Annotated in this window: 15 protein-coding genes and 3 pseudogenes; 11 read left to right on the plus strand and 7 right to left on the minus strand. The window is 69.5% G+C overall.

Annotation, left to right across the window (positions count from 1 at the left end; translation table 11 throughout):
- The first annotated feature begins 93 nt into the window (after positions 1-93).
- Positions 94-1,137: a phosphoribosylformylglycinamidine cyclo-ligase gene (purM, locus tag MRBLWS13_RS13390; RefSeq protein ID WP_349429065.1), complete on the plus strand. Its 1,044-nt coding sequence runs from the start codon at positions 94-96 to the stop codon at positions 1,135-1,137.
- A 35-nt stretch (positions 1,138-1,172) separates the two neighbouring features.
- Positions 1,173-2,633 (plus strand): amidophosphoribosyltransferase, encoded by a 1,461-nt coding sequence (gene purF, locus MRBLWS13_RS13395; protein ID WP_349425838.1) that lies wholly within the window; start codon positions 1,173-1,175, stop codon positions 2,631-2,633.
- Between the two features lie 226 nt (positions 2,634-2,859).
- On the opposite strand, the gene MRBLWS13_RS13400 is transcribed toward purF, so the two are convergent.
- The 3 genes and pseudogenes from MRBLWS13_RS13400 to MRBLWS13_RS13410 form a co-directional block, all read right to left on the minus strand.
- Entirely contained in the window at positions 2,860-3,462 is a 603-nt protein-coding gene (locus MRBLWS13_RS13400) for a TetR/AcrR family transcriptional regulator (protein ID WP_349425839.1), read from the minus strand.
- 96 nt (positions 3,463-3,558) lie between these two features.
- Complete coding sequence (locus MRBLWS13_RS13405; protein WP_349425840.1) at positions 3,559-4,062, minus strand: hypothetical protein; 504 nt, start codon at positions 4,060-4,062, stop codon at positions 3,559-3,561.
- Positions 4,063-4,179: 117 nt separating this feature from the next.
- A pseudogene (locus MRBLWS13_RS13410) lies at positions 4,180-4,347 on the minus strand (alpha/beta hydrolase); the annotation flags it as partial.
- A 246-nt stretch (positions 4,348-4,593) separates the two neighbouring features.
- Here MRBLWS13_RS13410 and MRBLWS13_RS13415 point away from each other — a divergent pair.
- A complete protein-coding gene (locus tag MRBLWS13_RS13415; RefSeq protein ID WP_349425841.1) occupies positions 4,594-5,844 on the plus strand; it encodes an MFS transporter in 1,251 nt (416 codons plus the stop codon).
- A gap of 214 nt (positions 5,845-6,058) precedes the next feature.
- Here the strand turns inward: MRBLWS13_RS13415 and MRBLWS13_RS13420 are convergent, their stop codons facing one another.
- Positions 6,059-6,253, minus strand: coding sequence for a DUF3073 domain-containing protein (locus tag MRBLWS13_RS13420; RefSeq protein ID WP_308866161.1), 195 nt, complete (start codon positions 6,251-6,253; stop codon positions 6,059-6,061).
- 167 nt (positions 6,254-6,420) lie between these two features.
- Here MRBLWS13_RS13420 and MRBLWS13_RS13425 point away from each other — a divergent pair, with 167 nt between their 5' ends.
- Complete coding sequence (locus MRBLWS13_RS13425; RefSeq protein ID WP_349425842.1) at positions 6,421-6,960, plus strand: universal stress protein; 540 nt, start codon at positions 6,421-6,423, stop codon at positions 6,958-6,960.
- Positions 6,961-7,053: 93 nt separating this feature from the next.
- On the opposite strand, the gene MRBLWS13_RS13430 is transcribed toward MRBLWS13_RS13425, so the two are convergent.
- Together MRBLWS13_RS13430 and MRBLWS13_RS13435 are read right to left on the minus strand one after the other, a co-directional pair.
- Positions 7,054-7,662, minus strand: a complete 609-nt coding sequence (locus tag MRBLWS13_RS13430; RefSeq protein WP_349425843.1) for a PadR family transcriptional regulator — start codon at positions 7,660-7,662, stop codon at positions 7,054-7,056.
- 185 nt (positions 7,663-7,847) lie between these two features.
- Positions 7,848-8,675: pseudogene (locus tag MRBLWS13_RS13435) on the minus strand (DUF4097 family beta strand repeat-containing protein); the annotation flags it as partial.
- Between the two features lie 273 nt (positions 8,676-8,948).
- On the opposite strand from MRBLWS13_RS13435, the gene MRBLWS13_RS13440 reads away from it, so the two are divergent.
- Positions 8,949-9,737: a MerR family transcriptional regulator gene (locus MRBLWS13_RS13440; RefSeq protein ID WP_349425844.1), complete on the plus strand. Its 789-nt coding sequence runs from the start codon at positions 8,949-8,951 to the stop codon at positions 9,735-9,737.
- A gap of 86 nt (positions 9,738-9,823) precedes the next feature.
- Here MRBLWS13_RS13440 and MRBLWS13_RS13445 read toward each other — a convergent pair whose 3' ends face one another.
- The gene (locus tag MRBLWS13_RS13445) at positions 9,824-9,988 is read right to left on the minus strand and encodes a hypothetical protein (RefSeq protein ID WP_194412039.1); all 165 of its coding nucleotides are present in this window, start codon (positions 9,986-9,988) and stop codon (positions 9,824-9,826) included.
- A 213-nt stretch (positions 9,989-10,201) separates the two neighbouring features.
- On the opposite strand from MRBLWS13_RS13445, the gene MRBLWS13_RS13450 reads away from it, so the two are divergent.
- The 6 genes and pseudogenes from MRBLWS13_RS13450 to MRBLWS13_RS13475 form a co-directional block, all read left to right on the plus strand.
- Positions 10,202-11,089 carry an SDR family oxidoreductase gene (locus tag MRBLWS13_RS13450; RefSeq protein ID WP_349425845.1) on the plus strand — a complete coding sequence of 296 codons (888 nt, stop codon included), beginning with the start codon at positions 10,202-10,204 and terminating at the stop codon, positions 11,087-11,089.
- A 36-nt stretch (positions 11,090-11,125) separates the two neighbouring features.
- Positions 11,126-11,392 (plus strand): Rho termination factor N-terminal domain-containing protein, encoded by a 267-nt coding sequence (locus MRBLWS13_RS13455; RefSeq protein ID WP_349425846.1) that lies wholly within the window; start codon positions 11,126-11,128, stop codon positions 11,390-11,392.
- A 78-nt stretch (positions 11,393-11,470) separates the two neighbouring features.
- Entirely contained in the window at positions 11,471-12,439 is a 969-nt protein-coding gene (locus MRBLWS13_RS13460) for a DNA topoisomerase IB (RefSeq protein WP_349425847.1), read from the plus strand.
- A gap of 133 nt (positions 12,440-12,572) precedes the next feature.
- Positions 12,573-12,986 (plus strand): CrcB family protein, encoded by a 414-nt coding sequence (locus MRBLWS13_RS13465; RefSeq protein WP_349425848.1) that lies wholly within the window; start codon positions 12,573-12,575, stop codon positions 12,984-12,986.
- A complete protein-coding gene (locus MRBLWS13_RS13470) occupies positions 12,983-13,360 on the plus strand; it encodes a CrcB family protein (protein ID WP_349425849.1) in 378 nt (125 codons plus the stop codon). Before MRBLWS13_RS13465 ends, MRBLWS13_RS13470 begins: the two co-directional genes overlap by 4 nt.
- A gap of 119 nt (positions 13,361-13,479) precedes the next feature.
- Positions 13,480-16,554: pseudogene (locus tag MRBLWS13_RS13475) on the plus strand (efflux RND transporter permease subunit); the annotation flags it as partial.
- Positions 16,555-16,869: the final 315 nt, after the last annotated feature.

A 16,869-nucleotide genomic window follows, 5' to 3' on the forward strand; every position in this document is an offset into this window, starting at 1 on the left:
GAACGCGATGCCCCCTCCCGTCCCGCACAGCCCGTGAACCCGTACACGGCTGCCGGCGTCGACACGGCGGCCGGCGACCTCGCCGTCGAGCTGATGAAGTCCGCGGTGCGTCGCACCCACGGCCCCGAGGTGCTCGGGGGAGTCGGCGGGTTCGCCGGACTCTTCGACGCGACCGCCTTCAAGGCGTACGACAAGCCGCTGTTGGCCACCAGCACCGACGGCGTCGGCACGAAGGTCGCGATCGCCCAGGCCATCGACAAGCACGACACGATCGGCCAGGACCTCGTCGGCATGGTCGTCGACGACATCGTCGTGGTCGGCGCGAAGCCGCTGTTCATGACCGACTACATCGCGTGCGGCAAGGTCTTCCCGGCGCGCATCGCCGACATCGTCCGCGGCATCGCCGCCGGCTGCGCGGCGACCGGCACCGCACTCGTCGGCGGCGAGACCGCCGAGCACCCGGGTCTGCTGGGCGTCAACGACTACGACGTCGCGGGCGCCGCGACCGGCGTCGTCGAGGCCTCGCGCGTGCTGGGCGCCGAGCGCGTGCGCGACGGCGACGTGGTGCTGGCCCTCGCGAGCTCGGGACTGCACTCCAACGGCTACTCCCTCGTGCGGCACATCGTCGCCGGCTCCGGCATCCAATACGGAGACAACGCCGCCGAGTTCGGCACGACGTGGGGCGAGGCCCTTCTCGAGCCCACGCGGCTGTACACGCTGCCGCTGCTGCGCCTCATCACCGAGACCGGCGACGCGGTGCACTCCCTGAGCCATGTCACCGGCGGCGGCATCGCCGCCAACCTCGCACGCGTGCTTCCGCAGGGCACGTGGGTCGAGGTCGACCGCTCGACGTGGTCCCCCTCGCCGGTGTTCCGCGTGCTCGCCGACCTCGGACACCTCGAGCTCGAGGCCACCGAGGGAACCTGGAACCTGGGCGTCGGGTTCCTCGCGGTCGTGTCCGCCGACAAGGCGGCCGCCGCGGCATCCGCTCTCTCCCGCGAGGGCATCGCGACCTGGCAGGTGGGCGTCGTGCAGAGCGGCGAGCGCGCCGACGGCCACTGGGAGCAGGGCGCCAAGGGCGTCGACGGCGGCGCCGTGCGCCTCGTCGGCGCGTATGCAGACCACTCGGCTCACTGAGCCGGCAGAACGACACAACGGAGCAAGCGACACCCATGTGCGGAATCGTAGGAGTGGTGGGCCGTGGGTCCGCCAACCAGGAGATCTACGACGCCCTTCTGCTCCTGCAGCACCGCGGACAGGATTCCACCGGCATCGCGACCGCCGAGCGCAGCGGGGTCGTGCACCAGCACAAGACCCGCGGCCAGGTGCGCGAGTCGTTCCGCACCCGCGACATGCGGGCGCTGCTCGGCGAGATCGGGCTCGGGCACGTGCGCTACGCGACGAAGGGCACCGCGTCCAATGAGGAAGAGGCCCAGCCCTTCTACGTGAACGCGCCCTACGGCATCGTGCTCGTACACAACGGCAACCTCACCAACACGCGCGAGCTCACCGAGGAGCTGTTCCACAAGGATCGTCGCCACCTCAACACGTCGTCCGACACCGAGCTGCTCGTCAACGTGCTGGCGAACGAGCTGCAGGCGTCGATCTCGGGGCTCGAACTCGACCCGACGCAGGTGTTCCAGGCCGTCAACCGTGTGCACGAGCGCGTCGAGGGCTCGTACGCGGCCATCGCCCTGATCGCGGGCTACGGTCTGCTGGCGTTCCGCGACCCGTTCGGCATCCGTCCGCTCATCCTCGGCACGCGCAAGCACGCCGACGGACATTACGAGTGGGTCGTCACGAGCGAGTCGCTGGTGCTCGAGAACGGCGAGTTCGAGATCGTGCGCGACGTCGATCCGGGCGAAGCAGTGTTCATCGACCTCGAGGGCAACCTCCACACGCAGCAGTGCGCCACCGACCCGAAGCTCGTACCGTGCTCGTTCGAGTACGTGTATCTCGCGCGACCCGACTCGGTCATGAACGGCATCTCGGTGTACGAGGCGCGCCTGCGCATGGGCGACCGGCTCGCCGACACCATCGCGAAGTACACCCCGCGCGAGGCGATCGACGTGGTCATGCCCATCCCCGACTCGTCCCGCCCCGCGGCCATGCAGGTGGCGCGCAAGCTGGGCGTGGAGTACCGCGAGGGCTTCTACAAGAACCGCTACGTCGGCCGGACCTTCATCATGCCCGGCCAGGCGGTGCGCAAGAAGAGCGTGCGCCAGAAGCTCAACGCGATGTCGAGCGAGTTCAAGGGCAAGCACGTGCTCCTCATCGACGACTCCATCGTGCGCGGCACGACGTCGAAGGAGATCATCCAGATGGCGCGGGATGCCGGGGCCAAGAGCGTCACGTTCGCCTCGGCGGCGCCGCCCGTGCGCTACCCGCACGTGTACGGCATCAACATGCCCTCGCGTCACGAGCTCGTCGCCCACGGCCGCACGATCCCGGAGATCGCGGATGAGCTCGGCGCCGACTTCGTCGTCTACCAGGAGGTCGACGACCTCAAGGCGGCGATTCTCGAGGGCTCCGACGTCGAGGACCTCGACATGAGTTGCTTCGACGGCCGCTACATCACCGGCACCGTCACCGACGAGTATCTCGCCTGGGTGGAGGGCTCGCAGGAGAGCTGACGGCTCGGGTCCAGGGTTGGCGACTTCGTTGGGCTCGACGCGTTTCGTCTCGCTTCGCTCGCTCAACGACCGGTTCGGCTGTTCGGTCCCGGTCGTTGAGCGAGTGAGGAACGAGCGAGACGACACGCCCTGGGCTCGGCTGTTCGGTCCCGGTCGTTGAGCGAGTGAGGAACGAGCGAGACGAAACGCCCTGAGCGCGGCGGCTGCGGCGGCTCGGCGGTGCGGATCAGGCGGGAAGGATGACCCGCACCTGACGGCGGATGTCGTCCACGATCTCGTCGACCGAGAGGGCGATGTTCACGGTGGCCGCCATGCTGACGAACATGATGGCGGAGATCACGTGCGCGAGCGTGGCCGCATCGTCCTGGCCCGTGCGCTGGTCGCGCTGCAGGACGGCCGCGACCGCCTCCTCGGTCTGAACCGTGAGGGCGAGAGCTTCGCGGTGGTAGGGCTCTTCGGGATCGCCGAAGACGATCTCGCGCAGGTAGGTGCGCCCATTGTCGATCTGCACCCGGTTGCACTCGACGACCGGGCGGATGATCGTGATCACCGCCTCGAGCGGGTCCGCCACGGCCTCCGCGGCGGCGCGCCCTTCGGCCAGTGCGTCGACGTAGCTGGAGTTCTGCACCAGGAGGAGCAGCTCGCCCTTGTTTTTGGCGTACAGGAACAGCGTCCCCGTGCCGATGTCGGCCTTGTCGGCGATCTGCTGGGTCGTGACCTCGTCGACGCCGTGCTCGGTGAAGAGCTCTCGGGCCGCGGCCGTGATGCGCTGGAGCTTGTCCTGCTTGTTGCGCTCGCGTCGACCGACCGGCTGGGTCTCGATGGCCATGGCGTGATCCTCCGGGGTGCAGACGTCGGCTGACTTTCTGATTATAGTCAGAAATAGGTGGACTTCGGTGTCTGCTGCCCGGGCGGCATCACCGGCCTACTCCCGGTAGTGCGGAAGGATGACGCCGGCGCTGACGTACGTCAGCGCTGCGGAGACGTCGTAGGCGTGGATCGCCGAGACGTGCGGTGCGAGCGCGCTCGAGATCCTCTCGACCCCGCGGCTCGCGAAGAACGCTGCGCGCGCTCCCCGGTCGTCGAAGCCGAGCATGACGGAGGCGTGGCAGCGCTGATCCGCGGGGTTGTCGTGGGCGACGTCCGGCGTGTCCCAGAGCTTCTCGTTCCAGGGCAGGAACATCTGGGTACGCAGCTCCCGGAGCGCGCCGGTGCCGGCGAGCGCGGGCGCGAGGTCTCCGGTGACGAACTTCCGGAAGGCGCGTCCGCCGACGTCCGCCCGCCGCCACAGGTAGACGAGGGCGCGCGCCCCCGGCCGAGTGGCCGGCCAGAGTCCGGGGTTGCGCTCGGCGAGGTGGATCTGCCGATACTCCGCGAGCCCGGGAGTCGCCGAGATGATCCCCGAGTGTGGGTCCCGCCAGTAGTCCATGCCGGTCTGGCGCGGATGGTCGGTGCGGACCCACTGCAGGATCGATCACGCGAGGGGCTTTCTCTTGAAGGCTGCGGCGCTCATGTGCTCATTCCTCTCGATGACTCGGGATGCCGGTCAGCGGGCGAGGAAGCCGACGGCGACGGGCGCGAACTGCTGGTGGAACGGGAAGTTGCCGCCGTGTCCGGAGTCCTAGTAGATGACCAGTTCGGATCCCTTGATACGGCGGTGCAGGTCTTCCGTGAGCACGGATGGCACCATGCGGTCGTTGTCGCCGTTGGCGATCTTGTCGAAAGCCAGCCCTTGGATGAATGCGTAGGCGTCATCGGCCATGGCTTCGACGCTGTCCGGCACCTCGCCGGTGGAGCCGCCGACGCCCCGGTACGGTCGGGTGCGCCATCGAGATCGATGCGAGTTCGCTCAAGTATGAGTAAATTCAGTAAGAAGATCAATGGCTCGCAGGCGCCGACCGGCAGGATGCGGGGCTGCGGGCCCGAGCCGGTGGCTTCCCGGCCCACCTAGGGTTGATGGGTGAGCTCCCCCTCGTCCCGACCCCTCTGGCAGGGGCGAGCGCTCGCCCTCGTGGGCATCGTGCTGTTCGCCTTCTCACTGCGCTCGGCAGTCGCATCGCTGTCGCCGCTGTACGACCACATCGCGGTCGACTTCGACGTGCCGGCCTCGGTGATCGGCCTCATCGGCACTGCACCGCCGGTCTGCTACGCCGTGTTCGGCCTCCTCACGCCGGCCCTGGAACGGCGGTTCGGGCTCGAACGGCTGGCCGTCGTGGCGATGGTCGTCGTGGGGCTCGGACTGATCGTCCGCAGCCTCGCACCGGGCGCCGGTCTGCTGCTGACCGGCACGGCTCTGATCTTCGCCGCGGTCGGCGTGGGCAACATCCTGCTGCCGCCGCTCGTGAAGCGGTACTTCCCCGACCGCGTCGGCCTGATGACGACCGTCTACTCGACGACGATGGCGCTCGCGACCTTCCTACCGCCCCTCGTTGCCGTGCCGGTCGCGGATGCCTCGGACTGGCACGTCTCGCTGGGGCTCTGGGCCGTCTTCGCTCTGGTGGCCACCGTGCCGTGGGTCGGACTGGCCGTACGCCACGCCGCCGCCGAGAAGAGCCGCGCAGCAGCGGCATCCGACGACGACATCGAGCAGCCCAGTCCCCGCGCCTTCGGACGCATGTGGCGGTTGCCGATCGCATGGGCGCTGCTCGTGGGCTTCGCCGTGGCGAGCACCCTCGCCTACACGGCGTTCGCGTGGCTGCCGACGATGCTCGTCGACATCGCGGGCGTCACGCCCGCTGTGGCCGGGGTGCTGCTGGCGCTGTTCGGTTTCATGGGCCTGCCCGCGTCACTGGCCGTGCCTCTGCTGGTCACGCGGGCCGGCGCGACGCGCGCGCTCGTCAGCGTCGCCGTCGGGACGGGCCTGGCGGGCATCGCGGGCCTTCTCTTCGCGCCGACCGCCGCGCCGTGGCTGTGGGTCGCGCTGTTCGGCCTCGCGCCGCTGCTGTTCCCGATGATCCTGGTGCTTCTGGGCCTGCGCACCCGCACCCACGAGGGCGCGGTGGCGCTCAGCGGCTTCGTGCAGAGCGGCGGCTACGCGATCGCGGCGCTCTTCCCCGTCGGCATCGGGCTCCTCCACGACGCGACCGACTCGTGGACCGCCCCGCTCATCGTGCTGGCCGCCGTGGTCGCCGCAGCGATCCCCGCCGGCGTCGTGGCGGCGCAGCCGCACAACGTCGAGGACGACTGGGAGCGGCGACACGGCGCCTGGTGAGGGATTCGTCGTCCGTCGGCCAAGCCGCGGCGCCGTCGCACGGTGTGCCGTCACGCGCGCTCGAGCGGGTCGCCGCTGGAGGTCGCGCCGAGAGCCCAGCGGTCGATGGTGCGCTCTGCGCACGCCGAATGACCGCACGCCCAAGAGCCGCGCTGCGCGCGGCACCAGGCCTCGACCGGTCAGCTCACCGGGAAGGTGACCGCTGTGCGAGTCGTTACGCCTGCGACGACGAGACAGGCGAGGTCTCGTCCTCGTCTTCGTCGTTGTACTGGTCGGCCCACTTGTCGACGAACTCGTCTTCATGGTGACCGAGCTCGCGCTCGAGTGCCGAGTAGTTCACGTTGTACGTGTCGTACTTCAGCTCACGGGCGATCTTGGTGTGCTTCGCCTTCTGACGGCCACGCCCCATGCGAGACCCCCTCATTTAAGGTCGCGGGCTATCTGCGGGCTCTGGGCCACGCAAACCCGGGCATTCACGAATCCGGCTTCGAACCGGTAAGAGTAGCATTCAGGATAACACGGAGCCCCGGTAGCCCGGCGGCTGCGGCCCCACCGGCGTAGGAGGAGTGCGGACATATGACCGATGAGGCATCCGAGCCCGAAGGCGATGCGACGAGTGACGAGAGCCTCCACGGCGCCGTGATCGTGGGAGTGATCCCCGACCAGTCCACGCGCGTCCTGAAGGAGGGGGCTCGCTACGCGAAGCTGTTCCAGGTGCCGCTGGTCGTGGTCCACGTCGACGTGACGCGCTTCGTCACGTACGAAGACCCCGACGGGTACATCCACTCCGCGCCGATCGACATCAACATCGCGGCTGGCGAGGGTGAGCTCGCGAAGGTGCAGGATGCCGCGGCATCCGTCCTCGGTGATGCCGGGCCGCGGTGGACCGTCCGCCAGCTGGTCGGCGACCCCGCGATGGCGATCAAGCACTTCGCCGACCAGATCGACGCCCGGCTGATCGTCGTCGGCACGCGCAAGCGCGGTTTCGGCGAGTCGGTCCGTGAGTTCTTCACCGGCTCGGTCGGCGTGCGCCTGGCGCACCGGCAGCACCGCTCGATCCTGATCGTGCCGCTCGGGGAGCCCGTGCCCGACGACGAGGAGATCTGGCCCGCCTGAGCGGGTCTTTGCACGACGCAGAAGGGTGGCCCCGCCGAGGCGGGACCACCCTTCGTGCTTCCGTGAGGGACTGCGCGAGCCGGATGCCGCGGCTCAGCCGCGCAGGGTGCGTGTGATGTCGCGGGCGACGCGGTCGAGCTCGCTCGCGACCTGGTCGACGAGGGAAGCGGCGAGCTCGCCGCCTCGCGCCACGTGCACGCGGACGTCGCCGCGGACGTTCGCGCGGAACTCGTTGACCACGGCGTCGAGCCGCTGCATCTGCTCGCGGCTGCGCACGCGCGGGTCGTCCTCGCCGGACGGCTGCGGCGTCGTCTTGCGCTCCTCGCGAGAGGCGGCAGCCAGGTCGGCGCGCAGGCTCTTCATCGCCTCGCGGACGCTTCCGCGCACCTCGTCGGCGATGAGACGCACCGAGTCGGCCAGCCCGGCCTCGATGCCCTCGAGGTCGCCCGCGCGCGACTGGACCTCGGCGTGGCCCGCCTCGGTGATCGCGTACACGGTCTTGCGGCCCTCGACGGACTTGGTCACGAGCCCCTCCTCTTCGAGCTTCGCCAGACGTGGATAGATGGTGCCGGCGCTCGGAGTGTAGGTGCCCCCGGTGCGGTCCGACAGAGCCTGCATGATGTCGTAGCCGTGGCGCGGCCCTTCATCGAGCAGGTTCAGCAGATACAGGCGCAGATCGCCGTGCGAGAAGACCGGAGTCATCACACTTCTCCTCGGTCGAAGCCGGCCGCCGCTTCGCGCGCGGTCGACTCGTCGCCGGCGGCCTCGCCGGAGGCGGCGTCCGGCGCAGGGGCGGTCGTCGGCTCGGGCTCTGCGGGCGCGGCCGGGTCCATGCGCCCGGAGGCGCCGGGCGACGCGTCAGCCACACCTGGAGCGGGCGCGGAATCCGCCACAGGAGCGGCAGCGCGGCGCAGCACGGTGATGTCGCCCGACACGCTGTGCGCGCGGACGTCGGCGAAGCTGCCACTGAGCTCGCCGACCGAGCCGGCGTAGTTGGTGGTCGGGCCGGTGCCGTTGCCGCGGCGCACGACGCCGTCGACCTGGACGCGGCCGCTGACGCTGCGGATGACGTAGTTGGCCGGGTAGCCCTCATCGAGGCGCACGGTCGAACTGCCGCTGACGGTGTTGAGACCGACCGAGAGGATGTCGCCGGTCGAGTCGACAAGCACGGCGCCCGACACGGTGTCGATGGTGGCCTTGCGCAGCGTGCCCGTCGCGGCGACGTCGCCCGAGACGCTGTTGGCGTTGAGCGCGCCGACGAGCTCGCGCACCTGCACGTCGCCCGATACCGCGTTGACCGAGAGGTCGCCGGTGAGGCCGTCGACGATGATGTCGCCCGAGACGGTGTTGAGCGAGGCGTCGCCGCGCAGGCCCGAGACGAGGGCGCTGGCGCTGACGACCCCGAGGGTCAGAACGACATCGCGGGGGACCGCGACGCTGATCTCGGCCTTGGGGCCGCCGGCTCCGAAGTTGCGGAACACCTCGAGGAAGTTGTCCCAGCGCAGCTGCGGGTGGTCGATCTCGACGTGGTCCTCGGCGACCTCGATGCGGAGGTCCTTGACGGTGACGTCGTGCACTTCGATGCGGATGCCGGGCTCGTCGTGGGCGATCACGTCGATCTGTCCGCCGACGAGTCCGATCTTGAGCGTGCGCACGGTCTCGATGTCGATGACGCGCGTCTCGCCCGGGTGGATGATCCACTTCTCCAGGGTCATGACTGTTTCTCCTGCGTATCTCTGGGGGTGATGCGTATCGCGATATATCGCGTATGTGCAGAGTAACACGATATATCGCGTATCTGTCAAGGGTGCGTTCCAGATCTTCAGGTTGTTCCGGGTTTGGGGCGCACCGCGAACACTTGGGGCGCGCGCCGTGCGCCCCAAGTGTTCGCGACGCGCCCCAAACCTGCAAAGGAGTGGATGCCGGTGGTTGACCTTGACGCAACGTCAACCTTTACCGTGGTGAGCGAACCACGAGAGGAGGGCGACATGGACGAGCAGGAATGGTCTATCCAGCAGATCGCGAAACTGGCGGGCACCACCAGCCGGACGCTCCGCCACTACGACGACATCGGGTTGCTGCCGCCGTCGAGCATCGGCCACAACGGCTACCGCTACTACGACCGGACGGCACTCGTGCGGCTGCAGCGCATCCTGCTGCTGCGCGAGCTCGGGCTGGGGCTCCCCCAGATCGCCGACGTGCTCGAACGCGAGACCGCCGAGGAGTCGGCTCTCGAGGCCCACCTGGCGTGGCTCCGCCAGGAGCAGGACCGGCTGACGCGGCAGATCGCGTCGGTGCAGAACACCATCGAAGCACTGAGAGGAGGTGAAGGACTGATGGCAGAGAACATGTTCGACGGCTTCGACCACACGCAGTACAAGGACGAGGTCGAGGACCGCTGGGGCAAGAAGGCGTACGCCGACAGCGACCGCTGGTGGCGCTCGATGAGCGCCGACGAGAAGGCCGCGTGGCAAGAGCGCGTCGCCGACCTCGGCCGGGAATGGATCGCGGCCGCGGAGGCCGGGATCGCCCCCGACAGCGACGAGGCTCAGGCGCTCGCGAAGCGCCACGTCGAGTGGTTGACCGGGATCCCGGGAACGCCGGCCGCTGCGGCCGGCTCCGGCGGTGGAGACATCAAGGGCTACGTGCTGGGTCTCGGCGAGATGTACGTGGCCGATCCGCGCTTCGGCGCCAACTACGCGACGAGCGAGGGCGGCACCCACGGCGCCGAGTTCGTCCGCGACGCGCTCCGCGTGTACGCGGAGGCGCAGCTCTAGTCCGCGGACAGCCCCCAGCAAGACAGACGGATGCCGCGGCCCACTCCGGCCGCGGCATCCGCTGTCTTCACATCCGTGGTTGCAGATCAGGTGTTGCGGTTCCCGCTGATCACTCTGAACAGGAATGCGATCAGCGCGATGACTCCGACGATGATGGCCACCCACAGCAGCCAGCTCAGTGCGGAGTTGAGGCCGCCGACGATCGCGAGAACGATCGCGACGACGATGATGATGATCAGGGCGAGGTTCATGGGAGGTTCTCCTTCTGCTTCGTCGATGCACGGAATGCACCGCATGCCTCGTGGGCATGAACCGACAGTGGCACTCCGGCGTCGCCGCCCCCAGGGGGTTGACGACGTTGCTTTTCCGGTGATACGTGGGGCCCCCGAGACGGCGGCTAAGGCGGGGCGCCGAGGATGTCAAGCCCCGTGAACGCATTCGCGCGCGCCCGTATTTTCGCCGTTATGAGCACATCGCCGTCCACGGATCCGACGACCGCCCACCACGACGGAGCCTTTCCTCCGCAGGAGCAGGAGCAGCCCGGCCTGACGAACGAGACGCGTCCCCGACCGGACCACGGCGAGCGCTCGTATCGGGGCTCGCTGCGCCTCGCCGAGCGCCGGGCCCTCATCACGGGCGGCGATTCCGGGATCGGCCGCGCCGTGGCGATCGCTTTCGCGCGGGAGGGTGCCGACGTCGCACTGACCTACCTCCCCGAGGAGCAGGAAGACGCCGACGAGACCACCCGCTGGATCACCGAGGCCGGAACGCGTGCCCTGCCGCTCGGTGGCGACCTGCGCGAGGAGGACTTCTGCGCCGACATCGTCGACCGTACCGTCGGCGAGTTCGGCGGCCTCGACGTGCTCGTGCTGAACGCCGCGTATCAGAAGGATCGCGACCGCATCGACACTCTCGAGACGGCGGAGTGGGACCGCGTGTTCCGCACCAACCTGTACGCGCAGATGTTCACCGCGCGCGCGGCGGTGCCGCACCTCGCGCCCGGGTCGTCGATCATCGTGACGACCTCTATCCAGGCGTTCAACCCCTCGCCCGGACTGATCGACTACGCGATGACCAAAGCTGCGCAGGTCGCCTTCATCAAGGCGCTCGCGCAGGAGCTGGGCCCGAAGGGCATCCGTGTGAACGGCGTCGCCCCGGGACCCATCTGGACACCCCTCATCCCGGCGACGGGGTGGGATGCCGAGCGCCTCGGGTCGTTCGGCCAGGACACGCCCCTGGGCAGGGCGGGACAGCCCGCCGAGCTCGCCGGTGCCTACGTGTACCTGGCGAGCGACGACGCGACGTACACATCGGGCGCGATCCTGCCGGTCACCGGGGGCAAGGGCCTGTGACATCCGCCCACGAGGCGGTGACCGAAGGAGGAAACCATGCCAGGACGACGCGGGTCCAGCCTCAAGGACCGCGAGATGTACGAGGAGCTCCGCGACGAGGGGGCCTCGAAGGAGAAGGCCGCCCGCATCTCGAACGCCGCCGCGAGCCAAGGCCGCAAGACGGTAGGCCGGCGCGGCGCGAACGCGAAGGACTACGACGATCGCACCGTGCCCGAGCTGCGCAAGCGCGCCAAGGAGCTGGGCATCAAGGGCTACTCGGGCAAGAAGAAGTCCGAGCTCATCTCGATGATCCGCAACCACTGACGACGTGGTCGCCGGTCCCGCCGCAGAGCCGGTCGGAGGCCGCTCCGGCGGGACCGGCGACCCGGGTAGCGTGAGCGGATGGCGAAACTCGTCCGCTCCCGACCCTACGAGGATCCGGGCTTTGGCCGGCTGCGCGCGGGATCGGGCTTCCGCTATGTCGATCCAAAGGGCCGCGCTCCGGGACCTCGACATCTCGCCCGTATCCAGGCGCTGGTGATCCCGCCCGCCTGGCAGGACGTCTGGATCAGCGCCCGTGCGGAGGGACACATCCAAGCGGTCGGTGTCGATGACGCGGGCCGCCGGCAGTACCTGTACCACCCGGACTGGACGGCGGGCCGCGACCGCGGCAAGTTCGCGCGGGCGCTCGCGCTCGCCGAGGCGCTGCCCCGCGCGCGAGCGCGGGTCACGACGTCCCTCCGACGCGACGCCCTCGACCGCGAGCGGGTGCTTGCGGTCGCATTCCGGCTTCTGGACGACGCGGCGCCGCGCATCGGGTCGGAGCGCTACCTCGCCGCGCACGGCAGTCGCGGTCTCACGACGCTGCAGCGGCGCGACGCCTCGGTGGAGGCCTCCGTCGTGTCGCTGACGTTCCCCGGCAAGAGCGGCAAGCGGCAGCTGCTCGAGATCGACGACGCGGACCTCGCCCCCGCGGTCGAGCTGCTGGCCGCGGGGCGCTCGCGCTCGCCGCTGCTCGCGTGGCAGCGCGGCGGACGCCGGGTGCCCCTCACGCCGGCCGAGGTCAACGCGTACGTGCGGTCGCTCACCGGTGGACGGTTCACGGCGAAGGACTTCCGGACCCTGCGCGGCACGATCCTCGCGGCCGACGCGCTGGCGCGCATCGGCACGGTCGACACGAAGACCGAACTCAAGCGGGCCGAGACGCTCGCGGTACGGGCGACGGCCGAGGCGCTCGGCAACACACCGGCGGTCGCGCGCGGCTCGTACATCGACTCCCGCGTGTTCGCGCGGTATCGCGACGGGCATCTGCTCGACCTGTCGATCACTCCCGAGTCCGCCATCCGCAGCCTGCTCCGCCCCGGCCGCTGAGCCAGCTCGGAGCCGTGGTCACTCGTCGGCTCAGGGCGCTTCTTCTCTGCGTTTCGACTCGCAAGCTCGCTCAACGACCGGTGAACGGGTTCCCCGACGTTGAGCTCCGCGGGCACCGGAGTAGCGTGAAGGGATGCCGCAGCCCGTCGATCCGCGCGTGCTCGGGGCCACTGTGGCGGGAGGGATGATCGGCGTATTCGCGCGCGCGCTCATCGTCGCGCCTGTCCACGATCCGGCGGCGGTGCCGTGGGTGACGCTCGGCATCAACGTCGCCGGATCGCTGATCCTCGGGATCGTGGTTGGCTGGCTCGATGACCGCCGCCCGCTCGCCCGGGCGTTCCTCGGCACTGGGATCCTGGGCGGCTTCACGACCTACAGCGCGTTCGCAGTCGCGACGGGGCTGTGGGTCACCACGCCGTGGCTCGCCGCGGGGCTGGCCGCGGCATCCGTCGCCGGAGGACTGGCGGGCGCGCTCGCCGGACTCTTCCTCGGACGCCGGATCGCGGACCGGCCGGGCAGCGTCGAATTCCCCGAGGACGCCGAGTGAGCCCGTGGCTGCTGCTCGCCGCGCTCGCCGGCGGTGTAGGCGCCGGACTCCGTTACGTCGTCGACCGGCTGCTCACGCCGGCGGGTGGGATGGGGTTCCCGTGGGGGATCCTCGTGGTGAACGTCTCGGGGTCCTTCGCCCTCGGGGTGATCACCGGGCTCGGTGCCGTCATCGCTCCCGAACTGTCGCTGGTGCTCGGTCTCGGCCTTCTGGGGGGCTACACGACCTTCAGCACCGTCTCCGTCGAGACGATGCTGATCGCCCAGCGGAGACGCCGGCGGGATGCCGCGCTCAACCTGTTCGGCACGCTGGCACTCGCGGTGCTCGCCGCGGGCCTCGGACTCCTGCTCGGCGGCGGGCTCGCGGCGCTCTGAGCGCGGCCTGGTTCAGGAATCTCATATGAGAACCGCATGAAATACTGACAACCGATACATCTCCGTATCGTGCGGGCTCCCGCATCCCCCTGCACCACCACACCAGCGAAGGCCTCCGTGTGTCGAACCTCGCCGTCCTGAGTCTCAAGAACCGCGCTCTGATCGCTCTGATCACGATCGTCGCCGCCATCTTCGGTGGACTCGCGCTCACGAATCTCAAGCAAGAGCTCATCCCCTCGATCGAGTTCCCCGCGCTCATCGTCGTCTCCACCTACCCGGGCGCGTCGCCCGAGGTCGTGAGCAACGACGTGTCGGTGCCCATCGAGACAGCGATCCAGGGCGTTCCGGGACTCGAGTCGTCGACCGCCACGAGCACCACGAACGCCTCGATCGTGCAGGCGTCCTTCACCTACGGCACCGACCTCGCGACCGCCGAGCAGAAGATGACGCAGGCGATCAACCGCATCAAGAGCCAGCTGCCCGAGGGGGTCGATCCGAACGTCATCTCGGCGAGCATCGACGACTTCCCGGTGATCCAGCTGGCGGTGACCGGCTACGACGACGAAGCGACGATCCAGGCCCAGCTCGAGGCATCCGTCGTGCCCGATCTCGAGGATGTGGCCGGCGTCAACGCGGCACAGATCGTCGGCGGCGTCGGCCAGCGCGTCACGATCACACCCGACCAGGCGGAGCTCGCCGCGTCCGGGTACACGCCGCAGGCGATCACAGACGCGCTTGATCAGAACGGCGTGCTGTTCCCCGGCGGCGAGATCACGGAGAACGACGAGACACTCACCGTGCAGACCGGCTCGAAGATCACCTCGGTCGACGAGATCGCGGCGCTGCCGCTCGTGCCTTCGACGGCCGAGCAGTTCCAGGGCGGCGAGAAGACCATCGCGGATGTCGCGACCGTCGCCGAGGAGGCCGACCCCGTCACCACGGTCTCGCGCGTGAACGGCGAGCCGGCCCTGACGATCGCGGTGACGAAGCTGCCCGCGGCCAACACCGTCGACGTTTCGCGTGGTGTGCTCGCGATCCTTCCCGACCTCGAGGACTCCCTCGACGGCGCCGAGTTCACCGTCGTCTTCGATCAGGCCCCCTACATCCAGGAGTCGATCGACACGCTCGCGAAGGAAGGTCTGCTCGGCCTCGTCTTCGCGGTGCTGGTGATCTTCGTCTTCCTGGTGTCGGTGCGCTCGACGCTCGTCGCGGCGATCTCGATCCCGACCAGCCTGCTGATCACGTTCATCGGCCTCCAGGCGTTCGGGTACTCGCTGAACATCCTGACGCTCGGTGCGATCACGATCGCGATCGGGCGAGTTGTCGACGACTCGATCGTCGTCATCGAGAACATCAAGAGGCATTACGTCGGCGACGCGAACAAGACGACCGCGATCCTGCGCGGCGTGCGCGAGGTCGCCTCGGCCATCACGGCGTCGACGATCGTGACGGTCGCGGTGTTCCTGCCGATCGCGTTCGTCGGCGACGTCACGGGGGAGCTCTTCCGTCCGTTCGCGATGACGGTCACGATCGCGATGACCGCGTCGCTGTTCGTGGCGCTCACGATCGTGCCGGTGCTCGCCTACTGGTTCCTCAAGCCGGGGAAGCAGATCCTGGATGCCGAGGGTGCTGCGATCGACCCCGAAGACCCGGCCGCACCTCCGAGCCGCCTGCAGAAGGCGTACCTGCCGATCCTGCGCTGGACGCTCAAGCACTCGTGGGTGACGCTCGCGCTCGCCGTGCTGGTGCTGGTCGGCACGATCGCCGCCGCGCCGTTCATGAAGACGAACTTCCTGGGCGACTCGGGACAGAACACCTTCACGATGACGCAGGACATCGGTCCGGCGCCCTCGCTCGAGGCCGAGAGCGCCGCGGCGGAGCAGGTCGAGGAGGTGCTGCTCGGCATCGACGGCATCGAGACGGTGCAGGTGTCGATCGGCTCGAGCGGCTCCGCCCTGCGCGACGCCTTCTCGGGCGGCGGCAGCGGCGTCACGTACTCGATCACCACCGACCCGGATGTCGACCAGGTGGCGTTGCGCGAAGAGGTGCAGGAGGCCGTCGCCGACCTCGACGACGCGGGTGAGATCACGGTCGCAGCCGGCGGCGGCGGCTTCGGCTCGACCGACATCGCGATCGACGTGACGGCTCCCGACTCCGAGACCCTGCAGACCGCGACGGATGCCGTCATCGCAGCCGTCGACGGCACCGACGGCGTGGGGCAGGTCACGAGCAACCTCGCGGCATCCCTGCCGTACATCGCGGTGACCGTCGACCGCGACAAGGCCGCCCAGCTCGGTCTGTCGGAGGTCGCGGTCGGCGCGCTGGTGTCGAACACGATGCAGCCGCGGTCCATCGGCACGGTCGAGATCGACGACACGTCGTTGACGGTCTACCTCGCGGCGTCCGAGACGCCGGCGTCGCTCGACGAGCTGCGTCAGCTCCAGGTGCCGAGCGCCACCGGCCCGATCGCGCTCGAAGAGGTCGCGACGGTCGAACAGAGCGAGGGCCCCACGTCGATCACGACCGAGGCGGGCCAGCGCACGTCGACGGTCACGGTGACCCCGTCGACCGACGACCTCGCGACCGCTTCTGCCTCGGTGACCACCGCGCTCGCCGATGCCGACCTGCCCGCGTCGGCCGACGCGACGCTCGGCGGCGTCGTGACGCAGCAGCAGGACGCGTTCTCACAGCTCGGCCTCGCCCTGCTCGCCGCGATCCTCATCGTCTACATCGTGATGGTGGCGACGTTCAAGTCGCTGCGCCAGCCGCTGCTGCTGCTCATCTCGGTGCCGTTCGCGGCGACGGGGGCGATCCTGCTGCAGATCATCACGGGCGTGCCGCTCGGCGTCGCATCGCTCATCGGCGTGCTGATGCTCATCGGCATCGTGGTGACGAACGCCATCGTGCTCGTGGACCTCGTGAACCAGTACCGCGAGAAGGGCCTCACGGCCCACGATGCGACCGTCGCCGGCGGCTCGCGCCGTCTGCGCCCGATCCTCATGACGGCCCTTGCCACGATCTTCGCCCTCACGCCGATGGCGCTCGGGATCACCGGACAGGGCGGCTTCATCTCGCAGCCGCTCGCGATCGTCGTGATCGGCGGCCTGGTGTCGTCTACGGTGCTCACGCTGCTCGTGCTCCCGACGCTGTACAACCTCGTCGAGGGTGCGAAGGAGCGGCGCGCGGCGCGTCGCCGCGGCACCGACGGCGACGGTGGTGGCGACGGCGGTCCGGCTCCCGACGGCGAGGGTCCCGGCGACGGCACGGATGCCGAGGCCGAGCGTGAGCTCGTCGGCGCCGGTGTCGGCGCCGGCGCGGGCGCGGGACTCGTGGCGGCGGGGACCGGCGAGGCAGCGGGCGGCGCGGGTGCCGGTGCCGCAGGTGCGGCAGGCGTCGCGGCTGGCGTCGCAGGCGCGGCTGCACTCGAGACGCGACGCGAGCGTCGCCAGCGCGAACGCGGTGCGGTGTCAGAGGTCGCCGTGCCGGTGATCGAGGAGGGGCCCGACGTC

Source organism: Microbacterium sp. LWS13-1.2, assembly GCF_040144835.1.
Lineage (GTDB): Bacteria > Actinomycetota > Actinomycetes > Actinomycetales > Microbacteriaceae > Microbacterium.